This window comes from Mesorhizobium bavaricum, assembly GCF_056781655.1.
In genome coordinates, this window is sequence record NZ_JBXAYV010000002.1 from 286030 (window position 1) to 311798 (window position 25769).

Consider the following 25769-nt stretch of genomic DNA (forward strand, 5'->3'; position numbering starts at 1 on the left):
GCCGTAAACGCTATTGGGCGGGTTTTCGGGGCTCGGGCAGGCCACAGTGACTTCGGCTGATTACGATTGCGAACACGTGTAGGTCGACGTCCGCAAGTTCCAGGCCGTCATGTGCGGAAAGCACAGACATTGTTCTGATATCCGACTGAAAAAGCGCCAAACGTCGCGCGAAGTCGCGAAGTCGTCGGGCACTACCCTATTTGCTGCCAACCAGGAGATCGAACAACGGGGCCAATGTGGGCCGCTTATCGAGGTCGTCTATGAACTCGCCGATCAACCCTAGTTGCTTTTCGGAGAACGACACCATCGACATTTCGGCACAAGCCTCCAGCTTCCGCATACCGTCGGCGAGCGAAGCCGGGTTCTCCGGATGCCCGAACGGCTTGTCCACGCGAATGGAACATTTTTCTCCAGACCTTAGATTCACAGTAACTGTTGTCGGCGAATTTCCGTCGCGCCCGTTTGTGCGATCGATCTCAGGATCAATCTCCACCTTCGTGGCAGCCATGATCTCCCGCACAGCCGGATCCATCAGCGTTTCCTTGCGAAAATCGGCAATCGCGACGCTTCCCCGCTGCGCCGCCACAGCGACGGCGTAAGGCAGACTGAAACGCGCTACAACTGGTTCCTTTGGGCCCCACTTTTGGTCAAGGGGCTGTGCGACAACGCTCCTGGCGCGCCGGTTCATTCCGAGTTCAATTGACACAATATCGGCACCCGTGAAGTTGTGCCTCTCACGTAGTTGAAGCATTCCATCGATCCCGTGATGCGTAGCCCTGCATGATGGCCACGGCTTAAAGCTAATGGAAGCGTTCACATAGTCGGAACCAAGCCCGTCCATAAGCATCGCTAGCTCGTAGTCTGGTTCGAAAGCCTTGTAGAATCCGGATTTACCAAAGAATGGCTCGCGCGGACCGCTGAAGCCCACCATCGCTGAGAGTGCGGACTCAAGGCCTGAGCGGGCCCTTAATCCCTGCTGCAGCGCCACCGTATGTGCACTCTCTTCATACATTTGGAATTCGCCTGCAGCGTGGGCGTAAGCAATTCCGAACGCATTACGCGTTTTCTGTTCGTCCAGCCGTAGCAACTTGGTACTAACCGCTGTGGCGCCCCAGACAGCGACCATATTGTCACGCCCTGTGTCTATAGCATTGGTGGTGATGCTGCGCGCCAGACGGATATGCAGGTCGATAGCGGTCGCAAGGGCCGACAGCAAGTCGCCTCCGGTTATAGAAGGATCGCGTTCAGCCAGTGCCAGCGCCGGCGGGACATTATACGCACTTGCATGGCAGCCATTAATGCCAATCTCGTAGGTATCATCAAAATCGAGGGCTCTAGCTGTCGTAGCGTTGACGAGTGCCGCCATGCTCGATGGAAGCCTTTCTCCGGAAACCCAAATTGTGCATTCTGGCTTGCCACCGGATAACGCCCCCAGTTGGCGCGCGCTGTGAGCAATCTGATCATTCGATCCTCCGATCGCACAGGCAATCGTATCGAGAATGGAAAGCTTAGCTCGTTCGATCGCTTTCTCAGGTATCGTCTCTAAGCCGGAATCGAGGACGTGCCGAATAATTCGCGTCGTAACATCCATTGCCAAACCTCCAAGCGATGCGGATTGAAGCCCTTGCGCAGGTCGATCTGCTTGACTCGACACTTCGCCTCGAGACGGTCTCGGGCGATCCCATCCATGCGACGAGGAGCTGTCAGCATTGTAACGTAGGGCGCGTTAGCAGACGCTTTGCGCAATTACATCTGTTTCAACGCAGGAAAACTGCGTTCTTGATGTTTCGTCCGCCACCTAGACTTCCAAAGAGGGGGAGATCGTCGACACGGCGGCAGTCATCTCGGCTGTGTCATTCGGCACCGTAGTGCTCCAGCACTGATGGAGGTGGGTGGCGATGTTGCCGGCGGCGGCCGCACTCGTGCGGCGAGCAACATAACTCTTCGAGATAAGAAAAACACCGGCGAACTTTACCGCCATCCAAGGTCCACGTGACGACCACCTCGTACCAGGTTGATGCGCTCGAGAAAGCAAAGTGCCGCTAACACTCGAAGCTAGCGAGTACCGTCGTTATTCCTCGATAGGCAGAGCGAACGATGCCTTAATGCGGTCCATTACGACCATCGTCTTAACTGCCTTGATATCAGACTCGTGAAAAAATCGACGGGTAAATGCCTCATATTCAGCCATGTCGCGCACAGAAATCATAAGGACGAAATCGGCCTCACCCGTCACATAATACGCACTCATGATCTCAGGCGTGCGCCGAACCGCTTGCTTGAAGCGATCAATGATATCTACCCGCTCGCGCTCTAGGCTGATAGACGCCAGCATGAGCATGGGCCGACCAACGGCTTGCGGTGAGACTATGGCAACGTCAGCCTCAATCACACCATCGTCCCGAAGTCGCTTCAGCCGCCGCTGACAAGCGGTCGCAGAAAGGCCGGCGAGTTCGCCCAGCTCGGCTGTCGTAAGCCGATTGTCGCGCTGCACTGCATTGAGGAGCTTCCGGTCGACTCGATCCAGATCCATTTTACGTTCACTGCAAAAAGAGGGTCAGTTGCGCAGAAAAACTGCTCATCTCCGCGCATATTAGCCTCACTTCCACAATGATCAAGCCATAATATGATCCGATCAGCGTAGCCCTTTGCTCATTCCGGCGGTACCCCTCTTGTCCTTAATGAACCAGGCCACCAAAGCATGGTCGCCCGCAAGGTGGCTCGACGGCTTCTCAATTCAAAGCCAGTTTCGTTGCTTTTTGAATGTAAAAATCGGGCGATCTGAGTAGATTCAGCAAATCTCTCCACGCGAACACGGGTCTGATGACGAGCATGACGAAACATTTTCTTCCCTTGGACCTTCTCCAGCAGGAGTTCCCAGCCACCAAAAACGCCGTTTACATGGATGTTGCCAATCAGGGGCTTATATCCAGGACGACGCGCACTTCTATGGATCAGCATCTCGATAATAGACTGAATGGCCTGAATGACGAAGACGGAATGATGGATCTTGTCGAGCGGACACGTTCCAGATTCGCTCAACTCATTGGCGCGGGAAAAGATGAAATCGCTGTCACGAAGAACGCATCGGAAGGCATCAATATCATTGGAAACGCGGTTGCCTGGGAACCCGGAGACAACGTTGTCCTGTGCCGGGAATTGGAGCACGCGAACAACATCTTACCTTGGCTGCAAATCAGGGACAAACATCGAATTGAACTTCGGGTGGTAGACGCTGATAGCGGTGCAATTCCCTGCGACGCTGTCACTAAGGCCATCGACGCTCGCACCCGTGTTGTCACACTGTCAACGGTAACAATGATCCCAGGCTTCAAGACAGTGTTGGAGCCGATTGCCGAAGCTTGCAAGCGGGTCGGCGCCTTTCTTTTGGCCGACGCGTCCCAATCGGTTGGTATCCTCCACACCGAAGTCGCTCGGCTGGGAGTAGATGGCTTGGTGGCATCAACCTACAAGGGGTTAATGGGTCTCTACGGGTTGGGATTTTTGTACTGCCGCCAGGAATGGGCCGATCGACTAAGCCCGGTTTACCTTGCACGATTCAGCGTCGACATGGGGAACGCACCAGAATCGGCCCCGATATTCGATTCGGTAAAGTTGCGCGCCGGCGCGCCCCGCTTCGAAATTGGTCATTACAACTTTCCAGGCGTTATAGCGGCCTACGCATCAATGGGTCAGTTGATGGAAATCGGCACACCGGCTATTGAGCAAGCCGTCACATCGGTCGCCAAGAGGCTGGCGTCAGGCCTCCTGGAACTCGGTCTGCCTGTCTGCGGCGGTATCCCAGGGGAACACACTGGAAGTATTGTAGCTCTCGGGGACCCGGGGAACATCGGCGGCTCGCCCGCAGCCGACAACCGCATTCGGCTGCTTCACGAGCACTTGTTGAACAATCAAGTGATCGTCTCAATACGCCGGGGCATGCTGCGCTTTTCGCTACATCTGTACAACACCGCCGATGAGGTCGATCAAGTCGTCCGCCTCACCAAGGATTGGTTGTCCTAGCAGCAAATTTGCGTCTTAGAAGATAGGAGTATCTATGTCCTCGATAAGCTCACAGACCGTCACGCTCCTCCAGCAACTGATTAGAATTGAGAGCATCAACCCTTCAGCGTCAGCACAAGGGAGCGGGGAACAGAAGGTTGCCGAATTTCTCGAGACCTTTTGCCGAGAGCGAAATTTGCCTTATGAATATCAAGAGGTAACCGACGGCCGTTCGAACTTCTTTACCTGGGTGCCAGGGCAGGACCCCACCAAGCGCGTCTTGTTCATATCCCATATGGACACAGTGCCCGTTGATAATTGGACGGCAGACCCTTTTTCTCCGGAGGAAAGGGAAGGAAGGATATATGGCCGAGGAAGTTGTGACGACAAGGGCCCATTGGCGGCGATGTTGATCGCTCTCAGCACCCTCGGAGAGCGAAAGCCCCGAGCCACGATCGTCTTGGCCGCAAGCGTGGACGAGGAGTACCGCAAGAAAGGAGCGCGAGCGATCGCTCAATCAGGTGTTTCATACGACGCAGCTGTGGTCGGTGAGCCCACGGACCTGGAGCTTGTCGTCGCACATAAAGGGTCGGTCCGCTGGCAGGTTGAAGTTGAGGGCGTGCCCGCTCATAGCTCCAAGCCCCATCTCGGAGTCAACGCCATAACAGGAATGGCCAAGGTTATTTTGGCGCTCGACAAAATCAATGAAACCTTGTCCCAACGCGTACACCCATTGGTAGGCCCACCCACCCTCACAATCACTCTGATCGAAGGTGGAGCAGAACTGGCGACCGTACCGCCGTCATGCCGTGTCTGGATTGACAGACGCCTCATTCCGGGAGAACGACCGGTAGACGCTCTGCAAGAGGTGGAAAACATCTTGGAAGGGTTGCGCCAGGGTGCTGACAAAATCAAAGTCCGGTCATTGCTGCCCGCTTTGGAAGATCCAGCTCCCCTCAGCGCGGAGGCGAATAAAATTGCCGCGGTGTCAGCCAAGGCGTGTGCTGAAGTTGCCGGGACTGGTAAGTACGTCGGTGTCCCTTATGGTACAGATGCTAGCCAGCTCTCTTTGGCCGGAATTCCCTGCGTTGTTCTCGGCCCTGGAAGTATCGATCAGGCCCATACAACCGACGAGTACGTGGAGATAGAGCAGCTGACCAAGGCCGTCGAAATCTACAAAAAGATCATGCTGAGCTACTAGGCAACATTGTACCATCTGACGCTTTACTGGATCCGCTTAGTTCCCTGTCGTATTCATAGCTTCGGCTCTCGGCCAGCCTATTGAGAGTTGGTCCTAGCGCGACGTAGGAGTGCTTCTTGGGAGATCGACTCTCATCTGGTGGAGCAGGCCCCGAGCCGATGGCGACTAACGAACTCTGGTTGTCACCGGCGCGTTTCGCTGACGCCGTGTTCCTCGGCAGAGTCTATTTCCATGGCGCATTGGCCGACTTTTCGCTTGAGAGCCGCGATGCGCGTCGCGCCCATTCCGCAATGGTGCTGGGCTCGGCCTCCTCGTCAATCAGCTCAACTGGGCCGAACTGTGTCAGTCAAACTCGATGGGTATTGGCAGGCATGCTATAGGTGCGATGGGCATCGTGGCGCCCTGACCTGAGGCCCTGTTCCTCCCACTTCGACGGAGAGGCCTGAGCTGCATTTCTGGCGTCAAGCGGCCTGTTCCCAGCGCCATTTTTACAGCGAATTCCATGGGCGGGACGTTGCCCAGCGTTGAGTTTGTTCTGTCGCGGTTGCAGTCCTCCTTCTCAGTTGCTATCCGCGCTTGCGAGAGGGTGGAGAACAGGTTTCGTTTAGGCATTCGCGTGATTTGGGGCAGGCATCGGCGGTCCTCATTCCCTCCTCCTGCCCCTTCAAGATCGCGACGACTTGTTCTTCCGCGAACCGTGAGTGCTTCATTCGTCCGTCTCCTTAGACTGGGACGGGCTCTGCCAAAAACTGGAGGAGCGTCAGACCCTTAGGTCAGATGCACTGACTTTGACAATGGCGACCAGCTCGGTCTCTGACCCAAGTTCGAGTAATCTCCACTCCTAGCCAGCAATCGCCGATTATATGCGTCCGCTACGAAAACGCGCTTATTTTCAGCGTTCGATGCCCGGTAATTCGCGCAAGGCGGTCCACTGATCTTAATATTATCGTCAAAGCATTAGGGGGACATATAGGTTGCGAGGAGCGCTCATTGTCCCGGCATCTATGCCAAAAACTCGCTAACTGGGTAGGCTCTGAAAGCCATTGCAAGCTTGCCTGTTCCAAGACCGAAAGCGTGATGTATACCCCGCATGGATCATGGGATGAGTATGTTAAAAAGGAGATGGAAGTGAGTGTAGGTGAATTTCACAGCCTTGTGACGGCGCTCGGCGTCGGCAATTGCGCAGGAGGTAGAGCGTGACTCAGGATTTAAAGGGCCGAACTGCGATCGTCACGGGATCAGGCCAAAACATCGGAAAGGCAATAGCTCTAACTCTGGCTCGTGCTGGCGCGAATATCGTTGTCAACGGACTTCGAGATAAAGATAAGATTGAATCCGTGGCCGCGGAGATCCGCGCGCTTGGTGTCGAATCCTACGCCGTCCTTGCAGACGCGGCCGATCCAGACGCAATTGCCCATGTCGTGGATGAAGCGGCCAAGCATTTCGGTTCGGTCGACATTGCCGTCTCTAATGTGGGAATCAGGCCTCATCAAGCGTTTACAGATATATCTGTCGACGATTGGCAGAAGGTCATCAATATTGATTTGAACTCCGCTTTCTACCTTGCGAAGGCCGTTGTGCCCCACATGCGCAAGAAACAATTTGGACGAATTATCCATCTTTCGGGGTCAGAAGGAGTGATCCCAATGCCGAACCGCGCCCACGTCAACGTGGCAAAGGCGGGTATGCTCATCTTGGCAAAATCAATTGCGCTCGAGCTCGGTCCTGACGGGATAACAGCCAACTGCATATGTCCCGGCTGGATCGATACGGATAGAGATATGAAAAACTATCCGGACCTTCAAAACATATATCGACATGCAAGAGAAACATTGCCGGCGCGCCGCCTCGGTACGGTCGAAGACATCGCCAACGCCTGCTTGTACCTAGTATCGGAGATGGGCGGGTACGTCACTGGCAACACAATCTACGTCGATGGCGGCGACTCCATGCTGTAACTATGGATTGCCTCGACTGTCGACGTCGCAAGCATGAAATAACCCAGGTTTACTAGATCGACTAATGTGCGTTGGAGATAACGTCGACATCGGCACTTCGTCCCAGCCTGGCGCCGGCTTCCACCCCGGCGGTTCGGTGGCGATTACGACAGCCCTATCACGTCAGGAGGCTCGTGGCCCCTTACCCGACTAACATGAGTCAAGAAATGAATATGTCCAAAAGGAGCTGGAAATGAGTGTAGCGCGTGATCTCGCCGAAGTAGCGCTTGCGGTGGATTTTAATAAACTACCCGAGGATATCGCACGCCATTCGAAGCATCTGCTTATTGATGCTTTTGCTTGTATTGTCGGAGGCTTTAACAGCCCCACTGGACGTATATGCCGTGGTTTCGCCCATGAGATGCAAGGGCCCGCGCAAGCTACGATTTTGGGTGAGAACACGCGTGTGCCATTGCGGGGAGCCATACTCGCCAATCAAGCAATGATGCGCTTTCTCGACTACAACGATACGGTGGCAATATCCCTCGTAGCGGGAGATGTTGCCGGCGGGCATCCAAGCGGTTCGTTGCCGACTGCCATCGCGGTCAGCGAGCTAGTTGGCGCTTCCGGCAAAGCATTCCTAGAAGCTCTGGTCGCCGGCTATCAAGTCTACGGCTGCATGCTCGAGGCCCTCACGATTTCGCTCGAAGCCCGGGGCTTTCATCATGGCTCGCTACACCCTTATGTCGGGGCCGCAATTGCTGGGCGGCTCATGGGGTTGAATGCCGAACAAATAGCGAATGCTATGGGGATTGCGGGGAGTCTCTCGGTCGGACTGGATATTCTGGACGCCACGGGGGAAGAATATGTAATGACGAAGAACATCGCAGACGGCGTACTTTCCGAAATGGGTTTGTTCGCGTGTCAACTGGCCGCCAAGGGATTTACAGGACCAGAGCGAATTATTGAAGGGATCAAGGGCTTTGGTCATACAATCCTTGGCAACTCAGAAGGTTATTTGCCAAAATCGTTGGGAGATCGGTGGTTTATTTCACGTGTGGAGATCAAGAACGTGCCGGCGGAGTCAACCACGCTAGGACACCTGGAAGCAACGACGACCCTGGTTCGCAATCATAATCTTAGCCCCGACGACATCGAGAAGATCACCATTCGCACCAATAGACGCGCGGTCGTGCACACTGGGGATCTCGTGAAAAAATATCCGAAAAATAAGGAGTCTGCCGACCATAGTTCTTACTTTCTTACGGCGATGGCGGTGCTGCACGGAGATATCACCCCGCGAATTTACGAAGAGAGCAACTTTACCGATCCGAGCGTGCGGAGTTTGATCGATCGCGTGGAACTAGTACATGGTCCTGAGTTCGATGCCAATCTACCGGCCGCCGAAGTGCGAATCCGGACGCGAGATGGACGAGAGCTGTACCAACGCATTGATCCCAAAGATTTGAAGGGAGATCCTAGCAATCCGATGACAGATGAGGACTTGCGTAAGAAATTCCTGCTTTGTGCAAAAGGTAAGCTGTCTGAGTCGCAAGTCGATAAGATTATTGACAGGTGTCTTGAGATTGAGCATGCTGACCAATTCTCAAGTGTTCTTCCTCTGCTCACTCTCAAGTGACCTACATTGTTTTAAGCCGGCAGACATATCATAGGCATTTTTCACTCTCGGACCTCAGTCGCCGCGGCAGTCCCACCGCGCCGGGAGACGGCATAACGTTGGCATCGAGTCATGAGGGCAGCACCTGGGCTATGACTCTACCAACGGTAGCGACCCGGCTCTTCACGGCGGCGACGTTACATAGTCAGATGTTGGGACGAGACTGATGGAGGCGACAAGGAAGTCTTGCCGCAGGACGTCGCCAAGTTCGATAGTTACTCTAATTAACGAGCTCAAAGAAAGGCGCATTGGCATGAGAGGCATCGTGTCGAATAATGCCGAGGGCCGCGACGTTAGCATCCCCATTGATGAGTATAACGTTGATCTGCCCTATCTGGTGACCCACTTTCAGCTGATCATCAAACCGGATGGCGACAAGGATGGTGCTGCGGCGGCATTAGCACCGGGCCTTGAAGGTGACGATCAACGAACCGGGCGTTCGGCGGAACGGCGAAAAGTCCACCGACTATTGGCAAGGCTGCGGGACTGGGCGCATTTGCTTCAACGAGGATGGGTCTGACGGACTGAAGGATGCCGTGTCATTGTGTACCCGAGCCGGGCTGAACTGGCTCAATCGTCGACCTGTCAGTTGGTCGCTAGCGGGCGGGCGGGGATCGATCCGCAGTGCATCAAAGCACTCGATCGCCGACGAAAGAAGACTTTCCGCGCACGCTAGGCGCCCCCAACTGAACTGCCCAGGGCAAGCCCGTCCATGCGGGATCAAAGAGCATACCAAGCTCGACGCCCACTGACCGACGCACAGCAAGAGATCAAGCTGGCGCAGCAGACTGCCCATGCAGGCTCCTCTAATTGCGCGGCCACGTGGCGCGCGGCACGTACGCCTTCTGCTGCTTGACTGATGGGCTGACATATGACCGCGCAGCTGAGAGTGCCGAGGAACATCACGCGGCGGCGGCTGCCGGCGCGAGTCCCCGACTCAGCCGGCCAGAACGTCTGGCAATATCTGCGCACCGATTGGCCTTTCCGACCGCGTCTTTGACGACATGAAGCCATCATCCACACCGTGTGCGGCGGCTGGGCAGAAGCTCATCGCCTAACCCAGACAGTGGGGCTCAGGGTCGAGCTTCCGTGGCTCTTGTTCTAGACTAATATGGGGCTGTAGCACCAGGCGCGAAGAATTATTGCAAGCCCTCACCACGCCGGCTTCGCCTGCTTGGCAAAATCGATTAATGACTGAGCCCCATGTCCCCAAGCTTTTGGTAGCACAGCTGTAATGTGGACGCCGTGTCAGCGTTGAATCTCTCGTGGATCGCTCATCTAGAGGATGAAACGGCATTTCGACCCACCCGTCCGCACGTCACTGACGCGCATTGCGCGAGTTTGAGCCCGGACAAGACCTGTTTTATAAACGGGACAGAACCATCCCGTCCCGCCTCCACAGTGGCGAAAACCTATTGCTTGGCCCGATCTCCATTTGGATCGAAAAACGCCCGGAGCGACGCATCGGATTCATAAAGCTTGCCGGCGATCTCGATTTCCCACCGACTGTTTTCGATCAACTCCTTCGTGACACCGGCGGGATGGCTAACATATCCCATTCCGATTGACGTTCCGAGCGTAAAGCTCCTCACGCCAGACGAAATATACCCGACAATTCGGCCGTCGCAGCGGATAAGCTCTTCGTGAAAGAGAACAGGTTTGGGATCACGAAGTCTAAATGATACCAGCCGTTTTCTCAGGGGCATTGCGTCCTTTTGGGTTTTCAAGGCGTCCCTACCGAGAAAGCCACACTCTTTATCCCAATCGACTGTAAATCCCAGGCCCGCCTCGAGCAACGTGTCCACTGGAGTAAGATCGAACTGGTATTCCCGATATGCGCGTTCAGACCGCAGATGTTCGAGCGCGTGGTAGCCTGCAGGCTTAAGCCCAAGCCCTCGACCCGCGTCCCACACAACATCAAAGACATGCTGAGCCATTTCGGTCGGAATATGAAGCTCCCAACCAAGCTCTCCAACATATGTCAGCCTGTTGGCTATGACCCGTGCGTACCCGATGTCGATTTCCTGACTGGTCGCGAATGGAAAGGCTTCGTTCGCAAGATTTGTATCGGTAACCTGGGACAGAATCTCGCGCGACTTTGGCCCTTGCAGCGATAGAACCGCGTAGGCCGACGTGACGTCTGTGATCGTGACGTTCCACTCACTGGTGATGTGTTTTTCAATCCACGCTTTGTCCCTCGGATGGACTGTGGCCGACGAGATGATCAGGAATTCAGTCGTGGACAGGCGATTTACTGTGATGTCTGTTTCAATCCCGCCTTTTTGATTAAGCATATGTGTATACACAAGCTTCCCTACGGGCACATCCACATTTCCCGCGCAAAGCCACTGGAGGAACCGACAGGCGTCGCGCCCCTGAACCAGATGTTTTCCGAACGAGCTCTGGTCTAACAGAATTGCATCATTTCGAGCGGCATGGCATTCCTGACTGGTATATTCGAACCAATTCGGCTCGTCATAGGAATAGACGTTCTCCGTCCGTGCTCCCTCGCCTGCGAACCACATGGGCCGCTCCCAGCCCATGCCCTCCCCAAAGCTAGCTCCAAGCTTAGCCCACCGATCGTGTAGTACGCTTTTGCGCACACCGCGTGCAGTCTCGGGTTGGTAGCTCGGCCAGTGCATCTTGTAGTGAAGCCCCAACACTTCGGCAGTACGATCATGCAAATATGTCTTATTGATCTGGAAGGGATGAAATCGGGCCACATCGACGAAGCTGGTATCCATCTGAGGCTCGCCGGCAATGATCCACTCAGCCAGGGCCCGCCCTGCTCCCGCGCCGTATTCAATACCCTCCGAATTATAACCGGTCGAAACGTAGAGATTTTTCGATCCGGGAACTTCACCGATCATAAACAGAAGGTCGGGGGTGAAGCTCTCTGGGCCGTTAAAAAACTTTGCGATGCCGGCGTTGGCGAGGTCAGGAACAATTTCTATCGCCTTGGTCATGGGAAGTTCAAAGTGCTCCCAGTCTTCCCAGAGTTCGATGAAGGCTGTCTCCTTCGGGAGCTTCCCCATCGGCAAAGGCTTCCCCCACGGCTCGAAGGCACCCACCAGGATCTTGCCGGTATCTTCTTTCAGATACACATGGCCATCGGTATCGCGCAGGACAGGCAGGTTGGGCGACGCAAAATCCAGCGCTTCGGTCACCACATAAAAGTGCTCGGCCGCGTAGATCGGGATCCGCGCGCCCAGCTTGGATGCCAGGTCTCTGGTCCAAAGCCCGCACGCGAGTACGAGAACCTCAGCTTCAATGACACCTGCATTAGTTCGAACCTGGTATCGGCCGTCTGCAGTTCGCCAAAGGTCCGTGACTCCAGTGTTCTCAAGGATCTTTACCCCATTTTTCTTGGCGCCAATCGCCAGGGCCATGCATGTGTCGACGGGGTTGGTTTGGCCGTCTCCTGGGATAAAGACTGCACCTTCGATGATTGACGCGTTGAGGGCTGGATAGAGCCTCTTCGCCTCGCTCGGCGAAATCATGTTGGCCTCAAGACCGAAACTCTTGGCGATTGAGGCATTGCGCGCGGTTTCATGGAGGCGCTCTTTGGTTCTGGCGACACCAAGCGTGCCATTTCGTTTGAACCCTGTCGCTTGTCCAGTTTGCGCCTCTAGTGTGGAGTAGAGTTCTGCATTATATTTTGCGATCTCTGTCAGCGCATGAGTACCACGCGTCTGCATGATCAAACCGGCAGCATGCCAAGTTGTGCCAGACGTAAGAGTGTTGCGCTCCAAAAGCGCAATGTCTTTTTTGCCGTTCTTCGCAAGATGAAAGGCGACACTCGCACCCGCAATACCTCCGCCAACTATGACAATCTCGTGGTGGCGAGTGGGGACTTCTCGAGGACGGAAGGGCGGATTGATGGTCATATGTATCCCTGTTCGGTTTTCACTCGCGGGCAGGACAGCTTGAGCTTTGTGAATCGCTTCCGCTGTATCCGCCAAACGTTCCAGAGCCGGTCATTTTCCAACAGGTTAGGGGACGAGAGCGGGCGGAATCATGCTAATCGGGGACCAGGATGGTTTCGTTCTGCGTATTTCGCGGTTCTTCCGCCGAATATGTGCGCCAAGTGCCCAGCGGTGTGCTGGGTGGACTATTATCGATGGCCCTCGGTGTGGCCTTGATGCTGCGAACAGAGGCTGCCTATTTGCTTGGCGGCTAACGTTCTCGATGCACGTCCTTATGCGCTGGCCGACGGCAGATCGCCGTGAGGGGTCATGCCCATCGATCGCGGAACTGCGGCCGCTGATGGCCCAACCGGCGGCTCACCTGAGCCGTTCTCTGAGGCTGCGACCGAGGACGCTCGCTTCGGCTTGGCGCTTTTCATCGAGACACCCCGCCTTCGATCAACCTAACGTCGGCGCGAACTGCTCTGGCATCCTGGCCTGCGGGACCAAGGAAAGGGATAGGCGAGAAAGAAGTGGTCGAGCAATGTACCAATGGATGCGAAAGTGGTTGACTCCCAACGCGCATCGTCTTTCAGCAACAAAATGCGCCAGCTTGTAAGGTTCCGTCATGCCCTGTGCTTTCTAGACAGGACGACGGCGCCCAAGGGCCACGCTTCGCGCCAGGTGGTCGCCCTCCATTGATTTCTCGGTATCACATCACCGACCAATGGAAACAATTTGCTTGGGGCCGTTCGCTAAAGCTCGGTTGTCAGAATCACTTGGGTGAAAATGGTAGCTCATGGATCGGGAAGCTATCACTCGGTACACCTTCCCAATCCGGCTGAGTAAATAATGGAGCTTGCTGCTAGCCCACGACTATCAACTCACGGGCTACATCGGCCAGCCGCTCACCACCCTTTTCGGTAACAACAAACGACTCTGATATTGCGGCTCCGAAGGCAGCAGGTCTCACCCCGGATTGGAAATGGAAGCACATGCCCGCCTGGAGCACAGCCTTTTCACCGGCGCGAATGCTCACTGTACGTTCGCCCCAGTCCGGCGGAAAGTTCATGCCGATTGAGTAGCCGGAACGGCCTTTTTTGATGTACCCGTGCCGGTTAAGGACACTATGCCAGACGGCATTCAGCTCGTCGACGACTACTCCCGGCTTTGCTATTTCGAGTACAGCGTCGCCACCTTCCACGATGGCATTGGCGAGTTGCTTGACTTCTTCAGGTGGCTTTCCCATGTAAATCGTACGTGTCAGCGGCGCATGATAATGACGTCTCGCTGCGCCAATCTCCAAGAGAACCAGCCCCGTTGACGGCAACGGTTTATCCGACCACGTGAGGTGCGGAGCGTTCGTTTTTTCGCCAACCTGAATCAACGGACAGAGGCTGGCATAGTCCCCGTATTTTCCGTCAATACCTCGTGTTTGAGAAGCGTAAATCTGAGCCGCAATTTCGTACTCCGGCACACCCGGCTTCAGATTTTCGATCGCCATGCGCATAGTGTAGCTTACAATCCGGCCGGCTTCCCTCATATAGACGAGTTCAGCGTCAGATTTAACGAGTCTCGCCCAATTGACGAGCCCACGGTTATCGGAAAACTTTGCATTTGGAAGACCTTTAACAAGGTGATGGTGTGCTCGCGCAGTATAGAAATGCGCATCAAGCTCAACCCCGATCCGATCAGATCCCCACCCCCGCGATTTTATGATTTCGGCGACTTCATCGTAGGGATGCAGTTCCACATGATGGAGTCGGTCATCTGAGAAATTGATGATGTTCTCAGGAGGCAGGTCTGTCGTAGCTCGAGCACCGTTCACGTCCACCAGCCGTCCGATCCACACCGGTGTTTCCGATTGGAGGTGTAGCAGGACCACTTGAGGCGTGTAGAAGGACCAGGCGTCATAGCCGGTCAGCCAGCACATGTTGGCGGGATCTTGGCAGACTAGCAAGTCAAGTCCTGCTTCCTCCATCCGTGTCTTAACGTCATGAACACGGCGTCGATACTCCCCAGGCAGGAAGGGTTTGTCAAAGTCCATTCGTAATCGTCCTCTGCAGTGGGTGGTTTCCGGACCAAGCGTTCGTCCATGCCTATCCGTTCTAATCGACAACCTAGCATGCTTCAGGGCACTGCTTCGCGAGGACCAGGCTGTTCGTGTGCAGAAAACCTGCGTTTTTGTGACTTTGCCCGCAGCTTAGCTTCCTGGCCTGGAAGAGTCGGCGCTTTCTGAGCATGACAAGCGGTTGATCGGCTCGGCGCGAATACTGATCTTCGGCGAATGTCTTCGCGACAATTACCGCCTCGCCGAGGGTTGGGGAGGATGAGGCATTCTTGCTGGAGCTGGCGCCCGAGTTCGGACCCGCATAGCACGTTGACACTGACCTTGCGGATAGCCTCGGCAACTGCGCAGTGGTGGGTGCCGGCGAAGCTGTTGACGAGAATGAGCTCAACATTCTTGTCGCATCGTACGCCGCTGATCGATTCCGCCATCCACCTGGAGGAGACTCCCGATGTTGAGGAGGCTGGCCTCATCTTGATCATGTCCATACTCGCTATGGCGAGGCCGGCTCAAAGGATGCCTTATATATCGAGCTCGCCAAACAGGGTCCTTTTTGCTCGACGACGCCGTAACAAAGCTGAAGAGAGCAGACGGAGAAAAACTCAGCAGAACGGCATTATTCGCAGGAGAACGCCCTGGCAGCCCCGCATCGCGACGCCAATAATCGCAGCCACCGAGCTAGTTTGATGAAAACGGATGGTCGATTTGGAGTTAAAGATGAGAGGTTTAGCAATCGTCGCATTAGAGAGGCTCAAACGGCAAGACCTCCTCCAAAAATGCGCCTATGTGAACGGTGCTTGGCTCCCCAAGGTCGAAACAATCTCGGTGATGGACCCGGCTACTGGCGAGGAACTGGCTCAGGTAGCAGCCTGTGAGATTTCCGATGTGGACATTGCCGTCAACTTCGCGAGAAGCGCATTTCAACAGTGGCGCGATGTTATTCCTTCGGAACGGGGTGCATACCTGCGGAAATGGGCCGCAGGCATGCGCGAGAACGCGGAAGATCTCGCCATCATCATGAGCGCCGAGCAAGGCAAACCATTGACCGAAGCGCGGGGTGAGATTTCATATGCCGCTAGTTTCCTTGACTGGTTTGCAGCCGAGGGCGAGCGGGCATATGGCGAGACTATCCCGAGTCATCTTAGGGGCAGCCGCCTCTCCGTGCAGATGCAGCCGGTCGGAGTGACGGTCGCTATAACTCCTTGGAACTTTCCATCGGCGATGATCACCAGGAAGGCAGGGGCCGCGCTGGCTGCCGGCTGCACCATGATTGTCAAGCCCGCCCCGGAAACGCCCTTGTCAGCTCTGGCCCTTGCCCGTCTTGCCGAGGACGCAGGACTCCCCGCCGGCGTGTTTCAAGTAATCACGGGAGACGCTCCCGTGCTTGCGAAGCGGCTGCTCGAGCATAGCGATGTGCGGGCATTCTCCTTCACGGGCTCGACCGAAGTGGGTCGGATCCTGCTTGAGCAGTCCGCGAAGACCATGAAGAAGGCTTCACTTGAGCTCGGTGGCAATGCTCCCTTCATAGTTTTCGAGGACGCTCCATTGGATGCTGCCGTGACAGGGTGCGTGGCAGCCAAATTCGCGACATCCGGTCAGGACTGCCTGGCAGCCAACAGGATTTATGTCCAAAGGAGAAGCTATGACCGATTTGTGGAAGAATTCGCGAAGGCCACCAGTAAACTGAAAGTCGGGCACGGCTTCGAGTCTGGGGTGGATATTGGCCCAATGACCAAACCTTCCGTCGCCGAAAAGTGCAGGCGACAGGTTTCCGAAGCTCTTTGTGCTGGAGCCCGCATCGTTGTTGGCGGACAGGACAGTCCACTAGGAGGCAATTTCGTCACCCCGACTGTGCTCGCGGACGTCACAGACGACATGCTGGTTGCCAAGGAAGAAACTTTCGGTCCGGTTGCGGCAATCTTGGTTTTTGATGACGAGGCGGAGGTGCTCGCCCGGGCCAATAACTCGGAAATGGGCCTCGCGGCTTACGTTTACACAAGCGATCTGAACCGCGCCATGCGGCTGACCGACCGGTTGGAGTACGGCATGGTCGCTGTCAACACCCCGAAATTTACCGGGGCTCCCATACCTTTCGGCGGATGGAAGCAATCCGGCCTGGGCCGCGAGGGATCGAGACACGGTCTCGTCGAATATCTCGAACCCAAATACGTGTGCATCGGCAGCATCGCAGCCTGAAAGGAAAGTGCGCCATGACTATCAACATCAAGGATATCAGCGAGAAGGACAGAAACGCTGTCCTACACCCTTTCACGCAGCTCAAGGACTTTGCCATCGGCAAGCTTGGCGAGCCAACGATCGTCGAGACCGGCAAGGGAATCCGCATTCAAGACGCGCATGGAAACAAGTTTATCGATGGTTTTGCCGGTCTCTACTGCGTCAATGTCGGCTATGGCCGCACTGAAGTGGCAGAAGCGATCTCGCGTCAGGCCTATCGGCTAGCTTATTACCACTCATATGCGGCGCACACGACGGACGAGCTCGCGATTCTCTCCGATCGCCTCGTGAAGATGGCGCCTGGCAAGATGAGCAAAGTGTTCTACGGTATGTCCGGCTCGGACGCCAACGAGACCCAGGCCAAGCTTGTTTGGTACTATAACAATCTGCGTGGCAAGCCGAACAAGAAGAAGATCATCTCTCGTGAACGAGGCTATCACGGGTGCAGCGTCGTGTCCGGCTCAATGACTGGCATGAGCTTCTATCACGACCACATGGACCTGCCGCTCCCACAGATCGTTCACACCGGTGTTCCACATCACTACTGGGGCGCGAACCCAGGCGAGTCCGAACGTGAATTTTCAGCGAGGCGGGCCAAGGAACTTGATCAGTTGATCGAACGCCTGGGCCCGGACAATGTGGGCGCCTTCATCGGCGAGCCGGTGCTCGGCACCGGCGGCATCACGCCTCCGCCGGAAGGTTATTGGCAAGCAATCCAGCTCGTGCTCAAAAAGCACGATGTGCTCCTCATTGCAGATGAAGTCATAACCGGTTTTGGTCGGACTGGCTCCATGTTCGGCTCGCATCACTACGGCATTGAGCCAGACCTCATAACGGTCGCAAAGGGTCTGACTTCGGCCTATTTCCCGCTTTCGGCGGCAATCGTTGGTGAAAAGGTCTACAAGGTGCTGGAAGAAGGGGCTGACAGGGTCGGCGCCTTTTCGCACGGTTACACCTATTCGGGTCATCCGATTGGAGCTGCCGCGGCCAACGCGGTGCTTGACATCGTCGAGAGAGAAGATCTTCCGGGGAACGCTCGCGAGGTCGGTGCATTTTTCCAAGCGCAGCTGAAGGCGAAATTCGCGCAGCTGCCGATCGTCGGTGAAGTGCGCGGCGTCGGCCTGATGGGCGCAATCGAGTTCGTGACCGATCGCGACAAGAAAACGCGTTTTGATCCCTCACTCAAGGTTGGTGCACGAATTTCCAAGGCAGCGCGTGAACGCGGTCTTATCGCTCGCGCCATGCCGCACGGTGACATTCTGGGCTTCGCTCCTCCCTTGGTGACAACCAAGGCCGAAGTGGAAGAAATCGTTGGCATCGCTGAAAGTGCAGTGCGCTTCGTTATGGATGAGCTCACGCGAGACGGGCTAAAAATCTGAGGTGGGCGGCCGCCGCATCTGGGCATCAGGACGCTTAGAGAGTCTCTCCGACGTTCGAAAGTTGGAGTCTTGGCCCACTGCATCGAGCGGGTCATGTGGGTACCCTAGGGGGACGGATCGGACGAGACTTGCAGGAGGACATCGGTCACCCGCGGTGGGACGGCACCAAAACGTCTACCAAGGGCCAGGCCTGGGAAACCGACGCATTGAGCCTTCCGGCGCAGCCAGCACACCTTCGCTCGGGTGCTGCCGAATACGGGTTCGGTAGCCGCAAAGCTTCGAGTTGTGTAGCGGCGCGGCTCTCCAACGAAGCACGTCGGTCGCGCAGTTGGGCACCGGCCCTGGAAGCATCAGGCGAAAGTAGGAGAAAGGGCACCCCCGGGATGCTAGACTTACAGTCCACATGCCGAAATTTTTGCTTTTACCTCCTGCCGGCCTTTTCGCTTCAGGCCTTTTCGTCGGCAGTAGAAGCACTGAGGCTGGCCAACGAAGTGTTGGGACGGGACGAATATAGCTGGCTGGTGATTTCGGACGATGGGCAGCCTGCGGCCTCGAGTTGCGGCTTGTTGGTTTGCGCAGATTCTTCGTTGTCCTTCGAACGTGAAAGAATCCGTCGATCGATCTCAGCACCGGCTGTCGTGGTCGTCGGCGGCCGCAATGCTCCTAGTCCGCACAAACAGCTTGATGCCTGGCTGCGAGAGTGTCGCAACCGCCGCGGCAGCCTCGTAGGGATAAGCTGCGGTACGATTGTGCTTGCTCGGGCGGGGCTTGCAGAAGGGCGGCGATGCGCGGTTCACTGGGAGCAATTTCCTATGTTCTCCGAGCGGTTCCTCGGCGTGGTAGCCACTCAAACCGCCTTCGAACGGGACGGCGACCTATACACTTGCGCAGGGGGGGACGCCCCTTTCGATATGTTTCTGGATTTGGTTGACCGCCATCATGGGACAATAGTCGTCAATCGCATTTGCGAAAAAGCCATCGCGTACAGGACCCGTTCAGCGGGTGACCGCCAACGTCTGCCTCTTCATTCTCGAGTGCAACTCAACCATCAGGCGGTCATCAAGGTAATTGAAGAGATGGAGGCAAATCTTACGGAGCCATTGCTACTGGATGACTTAGTGGGATCAGCCGGCCTATCCCGCCGACAAATCGAGCGGCTGTTCAGGAGGGAACTTGGATGTTCTCCGAGTCGCTATTATCTGGATCTTCGTCTGGAACGTGCGCACCTGCTACTCGTCAGCTCGCGCCTGCCGGTCGTTGAAATCGCGATGGCTTGCGGCTTTGTCTCTGCATCACATTTCTCAAAAGCCTACCGCGATGCCTATGGATGCGCGCCGCATCAGTCACGATTGCCAGTCTACAACCGAAAAAAAATGAGATCGAACCGGCCGGAGGAAAATAGAACCCGGCAGTCCGATCGGAGCCTCAGTAACGAAAGAATGCCTAACTGCCACTAGCATGAGCGCCGTGTTGTTCTCAGAAGATCAGGTATTGCCCTCCTTTTGCTTAATGGCCTCAGCATACCAGTCGGGAACGGAGGTTCGAAGAGGTCCTGCTTCGATCAGCTTTGCCGATTGTCCCGTTACAAATTTGGTCGACCCAGCCCGCTTATTAGCACAGGCGCTAGGGAAGGCACTTGGACGCGATAGAATAGGAGATTTCGATATGATCCAATTGCCCTTTGCGCTCAGCGAGTACCGCGGCAGGCTTTCCGCCATCCGCGCTGAAATGGCGCGCCGCAACCTGGATCTTTTGATTGTTAACGACGTCGCCAACCAGCACTACATCACCGGCTATGACGGCTGGTCGTTCTACACACCGCAGGTGGTCCTGGTGTCGCTGGCTGACGAAGAACCGGTCTGGATCGGCCGCGCGATGGACGCAGCGGGCGGGCTACTGACCGCATGGATGAAGCCGGAGAACGTCGTCGGTTTTCCGGAAGATCATGTCCAGCGCCCCGACCGCCATCCGATGGACTGGATCGCCGCATGGATCGAGATGAAGGGCTGGGGGCGTGGCAACATCGGCATCGAGCTCGAGGCCTACTACTATTCGCCGAAGGCGCATGCCCGCCTGACCGCCGGCCTGCCCAATGCAACATTCCACGACGCCGACCTCTTGGTGAACTGGATACGCAGCGTCAAGTCGGGTGCCGAGATCGAGTATCTGCGCAAAGCCGCGCGCCTCGCCGAGGCGGCGGTTACGGCGGCCTACGAGGTGATTGCGCCGGGCGTGCGCGAGTGCGACGCCATCGCGAGAATCCAAGCAGCGCAAATAGCGGGCTCGCCTGATTTCGCTGGCGACATCACCGCTCTGCCGCCTACCATTCTGGGGGGCGAGAATGCGTCGGCGCCGCATATCATGTGGAGCGATCGCCGGTTCGGCGATAACGAAACCGTCGCGCTGGAACTCGCCGGCGTCGTGCGCCGCTATGCCGCCGGCCTCGCGCGCACGCTTCAGCTCGGCGCCATGCCACTCAAGGTCGGCGACACCGGCAAGGCCGTGCTCGAAGGCATGGAGGCGGTGCTGTCCACGATCAAGCCCGGCGTTGCGGCGGAACAGGTCGAGGCAAGCTGGCGCAACGTCATCCAGCGCTACGGCCTGAAAAAGGAATCCCGCATCGGCTATTCGATCGGCGCTGCCTATCCGCCCGATTGGGGGGAACACACGATCAGCCTGCGCCAGGGCGACAAGACGATCCTGAAGCCGGGCAATGTCCTGCACTCGATCCTCGGCATGTGGATGGATGGCTGGGGGATCGAAGTGAGCGAAACGATCCTCGTCACCGCCGACGGCTGCGAGACACTGACCAGCTTCCCGCGAGAGATACATGTCAAACCCTGAAATCGGCAATGGATTGATGGATCCTGAGCTGGAACGCCGGATGACGGCGGTCAGGCGCCATCTTCATCGCAATCCGGAACTCTCGAACGAAGAACGAGAGACTCAAGCCTATCTCCGAGGGGTACTGGAAGAAGCTGGATTGAGCGGGATCAGGCCCGTGGCCGGCTTCGGTCTCGCCGTCGACGTGGTCGGCACGGCTGGCCCGTCGAACCGCAAGGTCGTCATCAGGGCCGACATCGACGCGCTGCCGATCACGGAAACCTCGGGCGTGCCGTTCAGCTCCGAGCGCTTGGGCGTCATGCATGCCTGCGGCCACGACGCCCACGCCGCGATGGGTTACGCCGCCAGCGTTCTCCTCGACCGCCAGAAGCAGTCGTTCAGCGGCACCGTCCGCATCATCTTCCAGCCCGCTGAGGAGGCGGAGCCGCTCGGTGGCCGCCGGGTCGTCGATGAAGGGCTGCTCGACGATATCGACGGGGCAATCGGCATCCATGTCGATCCCTATACCGAGACCGGAAAGATTGCGGTCGGCGCGGGCCCGTACACGCTTGCCTGCGATATCTTCGACATTGCCGTCACCGGGAATTCCGCGCATGCCGCAAAACCGTCCGAAGGCGTCGACGCCATCGCCGTCGCCTGCTCGATGGTAACGGAATTGCAGAAGATCGTGTCGCGCGAGATCGATCCGTATGATCCGCTGGTCGTTTCCATCACCGGCATCGAAGGCGGCGGCGCCTACAACGTCATCGCCGCCGAGGTAAGGCTGAAAGGCACGATCCGCAGCGGGCATGAAGCAACCCGCCAGCATGCGTGGAAGAGGCTACGTCAAATCGTCGAAGGCGTGGCTTCAATCCACAACGCCAATGCCGAGGTGGACCTGAGGCGTGGCGAACCACCGGTTATCAACGACCCTGACATGGTCGAGATTATCCGCCGAACCGGTGCCGGCCTGCTAGGGCAGGATAACATGTTGAGCGCGCCGGGCTGGACCGCTGCCGATGATTTTGCCTTCTACAGCGAGAAATGCCCCTCGGTCTATTTCCGCCTGGGCATCCGCAATCAGGAACTCGGTGCGGTCTATCCGCTTCACCATCCGCGATTTCGGGTCGATGAACAGGCGCTGTCGATAGGTGCTGTCATCCTCTGTGACGCTGCCCGGAATTTCTTGATGCCGGTCACCTAGTGTTCGACATCCCCTGGAGCGTACCCGCCTCTCTGAGAAATGCATGAATTTGCCGCCGCCGAAAACGAACCTAATTTCCTTTTGCCGCCAGGGCGACCCTCATCTGTGAGTTGGAAAGGACGAAAATGCTGAACAACAGTCGTTCCCATGGGCTTTGGGAGCGCAGCGCACCAGACGCCCCGCAGACAAGCATCCTAAGATACGCCCACAAACAGGATGTAGCCGTGGTGGGCGGCGGGTACACGGGCCTTTCGACGGCATTGCACCTGGCGCAAGCCGGCGTAGGTTAGCGTGCTCGAGGCGGTCGAAATCGGCTATGGCGCCTCGGGCCGCAACGCTGGCTTAGTCAATGCCGGCCTATGGATGAAGCCCGAGGATGTGAAATCAAGTTTGGGCGCACCTTTCGGTGAACAGGTCTTGCAACTTCTCGGCGACGGGCCTGCCGAGGTCTGGTCTCTGATCGACAAGCATGTCATCGACTGCCAGCCTGTGAGGAACGGCACGCTTCATTGCGCGGTCGGCGAGACGGGACTAAATGAGCTGCGGGAACGCGAGCGGCAGTGGCGCGAGCGGGGCGCACCCGTGAAACTCCTCAACGCACAAGACACATCGGCGCGCATTGGTACGAGCGCCTATTCCGGATCACTTCTTGATTTGCGCGCCGGAACCATCCAGCCACTCGGTTATGCACGAGGACTTGCTCGAGCGGCTATCTCCGCAGGAGCCAAAATATATAATTCAAGTGGGGTCACCGGGGCCGAGCGGTCAAACGGCAAGTGGACATTGCGTACAGCAGGAGGGTCGGTCGAGGCCGACTGGGTCGTAGTTGCAACGGATGCATATACGAAAGCTCCCTGGCGAGAGCTGAGGCATGAGCAGATACATATTCCTTATTTCAATGTAGCAACGCGGCCGCTTCCAGACGAACTACAGAAGTCCATTCTTCCCAACCGCGAGGGCTGCTGGGACACAAAGAAGATCTTGAGTTCGTTTCGGCTTGACCGCGAGGGGCGGTTGATTTTCGGCAGTATCGGCGCGCTCGGAGGTACGGGTGCCGGGGTTCACCGATCATGGGCCAAGCGGGCCATTCGCAAGCTCTTCCCGCAAATTTTGGACGTCGAATTGGAGTTCGAGTGGTATGGCATGATCGGGACGACTGGCAATCATCTGCCTCGCTTTCACCGCTTCGCACCCAAAGTAGTCAGCATCTGCGGCTATAATGGCCGCGGAATTTCGCCAGCTACCGTCTTTGGGCGTGTACTGGCCGACCATATTCTTGGAAATGTTGCAAACGCGGATCTGCCACTTCCCGTCACTACCCCGGAAATCCCGGCCTTCCGTGCGCTGAAGGAGAATTATTATCGGATGGGAGCCCAGCTAGCGCATTTGGTCGATGCTCGTTTCTGAAGCGACATGGGCCTTGCGCATCTAGCTCCTTGACCGAGCCCTCGTCATCAGACCGTGGAGCCGCATTCGCCACGATGTCGCGCAAAGGCAAAATGGCCCATCCATCTGCGCTTATGCACCTGCGGCGTCCTCAACGCCGAACTCCTGCGTAGATGAAGCATCATTCGCGTAGATCGGTCCATTGAACGCGCTACATTTGTGGCGCCATCATAGAAGGTAGCAAGGTTTCCCAGGTACGCCTCCTCCCAAGGCGCAGCGCCCGGCAGCGAGCTCAGGCTCCTGGTGGGCGATCAATTTGCTGAGAGTCTGCTGCTTGCGTTAGATGCCCTCGGGGCATCCATCCGATTTGAGTCGGCGCCGAGCGGCGACTGCAAATGCGACGCGGATGCCCGGACAACCTCGAGGGCCGACCGATTCTCAACATCATAAGGAGGCAGTAGTGGCAGGCGCGATCAACAACGGTTGGTCCAAGGTAAGCGTATGGCTTCGTCAGTGTCCTGCCCCGTCGCGATCAGGGCGGATACGAAGCCGAGCGGCGGCAGCTTGCTAACCGACCCCTAGCAGGTTGATCGTGGAAAGGTCCGGGGACGGACCAGGAAGCCATCACCGGAGAGCGCGATTGGATCGCATCCTTGGAGGCCGGGATGCGCTACGCACTCCATGCCAGCCGCGAACGTTCAGGAACCCCGACCACCCCGTGGCCATCCAGGGACCACGCGGCCGGGCCATCAGCTAGAGACTGATGAGCCAGAAGGCGTGGCTGGCCGAATCGTCGCGCAATCGCACCGCAGGCCCTGCTTTCACGCGCTTGTTAGCTCCGCTGGCTTTACTGGTTGCCGCCACCTGTTTGCCGTCGATGGTGTGCGTCATCGCTCAGCCCATGCGCTCAGAAGCGTAGCTCCCCGGGCTTGCCGGGAAGACGACGGTTCGTTTGCCGTTGATGAAAATGCGGTGGTGTATATGCGCGTGTATGGCGCGTGCCAGCACCTGGCTTTCGACGTCGCGGCCCATCGATACGTAGTCCTCGGCTGACTGCGCATGGGTGACGCGCACCGTGTCCTGCTCGATGATCGGGCCTTCGTCGAGATCGGTAGTGACGTAGTGTGCCGTCGCCCCGATCAGCTTGACGCCGCGCTCATAGGCTTGCTTGTAGGGGTTGGCCCCCTTGAAGCTCGGCAGGAAGGAATGGTGGATGTTGATGATGCGGCCGGACATCTTGTTGCACATCGCGTCGGACAAGACCTGCATGTAGCGGGCAAGTACGATCAGCTCGCTGCCGGTCTGCTCGGCCAGATCGAGGATCTGCGCCTCCGCCTGCGGCTTATTCTCCTTCGTCACCTTGATGTGGTGGAAGGGGATGTCGTGGTTGACGACGACCTTCTGGTAATCGAAATGGTTGGAGACGACGCCGACGATGTCTATGGGTAGCGCGCCGATTTTCCAGCGGTAGAGCAGGTCGTTCAGACAATGGCCGAAGCGCGACACCATCAGCAGCACCTTCATGCGCTTGGTGGCATCGTGGATCTCAGCATCCATTGCAAACTTTTCGGCGATCGGCTGAAGGCCTTTCACCAGGTCGGCCTGGCCGACACCTTCCTCGGAGAGGAAGGAGACGCGCATGAAAAACCTGCCCGTGTCGAGATCGTCGAACTGCGAACTGTCGACAATGTTGCAGCCCTGGCCGGCCAGGAGAGTTGAAATCGCAGCAACGATACCGCGAGTCGATTTGCATGAAACGGTGAGTACGTAGTGCGTCATTTACGTTCACTTTCCTGAATTGCCGGCACCTTGCTTCTGGTGGAGTGATCTCCTCAAGCGAAATCGGACCCTTCCCTGACCATGCTACCTGTATTTGAAACCTTTGGAGCACCCGTTCGCCGCCTGCAAACTCGACGGTGTCGGCCGAGCCCATGTCAAGTGTGTCTTCCCG

The 25769-nt window shown here is 56.8% G+C and carries 17 protein-coding genes and 1 pseudogene; 11 read left to right on the top strand and 7 right to left on the bottom strand.

The features are described from left to right. Nucleotides 1–196 precede the first annotated feature (196 nt). The 3 genes from AC1RZR_RS37545 to AC1RZR_RS37555 all read right to left on the bottom strand — a co-directional run bounded on the left by AC1RZR_RS37545 (nt 197) and on the right by AC1RZR_RS37555 (nt 2533). Nucleotides 197–1591: an MmgE/PrpD family protein gene (locus AC1RZR_RS37545; RefSeq protein WP_481829695.1), complete on the bottom strand. Its 1395-nt coding sequence runs from the start codon at nt 1589–1591 to the stop codon at nt 197–199. 207 nt (nt 1592–1798) lie between these two features. Then, a complete protein-coding gene (locus tag AC1RZR_RS37550; RefSeq protein WP_481829696.1) occupies nt 1799–1981 on the bottom strand; it encodes a hypothetical protein in 183 nt (60 codons plus the stop codon). A 90-nt stretch (nt 1982–2071) separates the two neighbouring features. Further along, nucleotides 2072–2533, bottom strand: coding sequence for an Lrp/AsnC family transcriptional regulator (locus AC1RZR_RS37555; RefSeq protein ID WP_006328321.1), 462 nt, complete (start codon nt 2531–2533; stop codon nt 2072–2074). A gap of 299 nt (nt 2534–2832) precedes the next feature. Here AC1RZR_RS37555 and AC1RZR_RS37560 point away from each other — a divergent pair, with 299 nt between their 5' ends. The 5 genes from AC1RZR_RS37560 (at nt 2833) to AC1RZR_RS37580 (ending at nt 9338) form a co-directional block, all read left to right on the top strand. Next, complete coding sequence (locus AC1RZR_RS37560) at nt 2833–4023, top strand: aminotransferase class V-fold PLP-dependent enzyme (protein ID WP_481829697.1); 1191 nt, start codon at nt 2833–2835, stop codon at nt 4021–4023. Nucleotides 4024–4057: 34 nt separating this feature from the next. Then, entirely contained in the window at nt 4058–5203 is a 1146-nt protein-coding gene (locus AC1RZR_RS37565; RefSeq protein ID WP_481829698.1) for a M20 family metallopeptidase, read from the top strand. A 1196-nt stretch (nt 5204–6399) separates the two neighbouring features. Continuing rightward, nucleotides 6400–7161, top strand: a complete 762-nt coding sequence (locus AC1RZR_RS37570) for an SDR family NAD(P)-dependent oxidoreductase (protein WP_006328325.1) — start codon at nt 6400–6402, stop codon at nt 7159–7161. Between the two features lie 232 nt (nt 7162–7393). Beyond that, complete coding sequence (locus tag AC1RZR_RS37575; protein ID WP_481829699.1) at nt 7394–8779, top strand: MmgE/PrpD family protein; 1386 nt, start codon at nt 7394–7396, stop codon at nt 8777–8779. Nucleotides 8780–9071: 292 nt separating this feature from the next. Continuing rightward, complete coding sequence (locus tag AC1RZR_RS37580; RefSeq protein WP_481829700.1) at nt 9072–9338, top strand: hypothetical protein; 267 nt, start codon at nt 9072–9074, stop codon at nt 9336–9338. Nucleotides 9339–10230: 892 nt separating this feature from the next. Here AC1RZR_RS37580 and AC1RZR_RS37585 read toward each other — a convergent pair. Then, entirely contained in the window at nt 10231–12705 is a 2475-nt protein-coding gene (locus tag AC1RZR_RS37585) for a GcvT family protein (RefSeq protein ID WP_481829701.1), read from the bottom strand. An 883-nt stretch (nt 12706–13588) separates the two neighbouring features. Beyond that, on the bottom strand, nt 13589–14770 hold the full coding sequence (locus tag AC1RZR_RS37590) for a M24 family metallopeptidase (protein ID WP_481829702.1): 1182 nt from the start codon (nt 14768–14770) through the stop codon (nt 13589–13591). A 738-nt stretch (nt 14771–15508) separates the two neighbouring features. Between AC1RZR_RS37590 and AC1RZR_RS37595 the strand changes: the two genes are divergently transcribed. The 6 genes and pseudogenes from AC1RZR_RS37595 to AC1RZR_RS37620 all read left to right on the top strand — a co-directional run bounded on the left by AC1RZR_RS37595 (nt 15509) and on the right by AC1RZR_RS37620 (nt 23839). Beyond that, a complete protein-coding gene (locus AC1RZR_RS37595; protein WP_481829902.1) occupies nt 15509–16987 on the top strand; it encodes an NAD-dependent succinate-semialdehyde dehydrogenase in 1479 nt (492 codons plus the stop codon). A 14-nt stretch (nt 16988–17001) separates the two neighbouring features. After that, nucleotides 17002–18405 (top strand): aspartate aminotransferase family protein, encoded by a 1404-nt coding sequence (locus AC1RZR_RS37600; protein WP_481829703.1) that lies wholly within the window; start codon nt 17002–17004, stop codon nt 18403–18405. Between the two features lie 128 nt (nt 18406–18533). Beyond that, a complete protein-coding gene (locus AC1RZR_RS37605) occupies nt 18534–19862 on the top strand; it encodes a GlxA family transcriptional regulator (RefSeq protein ID WP_481829704.1) in 1329 nt (442 codons plus the stop codon). Nucleotides 19863–20070: 208 nt separating this feature from the next. After that, nucleotides 20071–21249, top strand: a complete 1179-nt coding sequence (locus AC1RZR_RS37610) for a M24 family metallopeptidase (RefSeq protein WP_481829705.1) — start codon at nt 20071–20073, stop codon at nt 21247–21249. Then, nucleotides 21236–22432: a M20 metallopeptidase family protein gene (locus AC1RZR_RS37615; protein ID WP_481829706.1), complete on the top strand. Its 1197-nt coding sequence runs from the start codon at nt 21236–21238 to the stop codon at nt 22430–22432. Before AC1RZR_RS37610 ends, AC1RZR_RS37615 begins: the two co-directional genes overlap by 14 nt. 125 nt (nt 22433–22557) lie before the next feature. Beyond that, nucleotides 22558–23839: pseudogene (locus AC1RZR_RS37620) on the top strand (NAD(P)/FAD-dependent oxidoreductase). Nucleotides 23840–24571: 732 nt separating this feature from the next. Here the strand turns inward: AC1RZR_RS37620 and AC1RZR_RS37625 are convergent. Together AC1RZR_RS37625 and purU are read right to left on the bottom strand one after the other, a co-directional pair. After that, nucleotides 24572–24709: a hypothetical protein gene (locus tag AC1RZR_RS37625; protein WP_481829707.1), complete on the bottom strand. Its 138-nt coding sequence runs from the start codon at nt 24707–24709 to the stop codon at nt 24572–24574. A 3-nt stretch (nt 24710–24712) separates the two neighbouring features. Next, complete coding sequence (gene purU, locus AC1RZR_RS37630) at nt 24713–25597, bottom strand: formyltetrahydrofolate deformylase (RefSeq protein ID WP_481829708.1); 885 nt, start codon at nt 25595–25597, stop codon at nt 24713–24715. Nucleotides 25598–25769 lie beyond the last annotated feature (172 nt).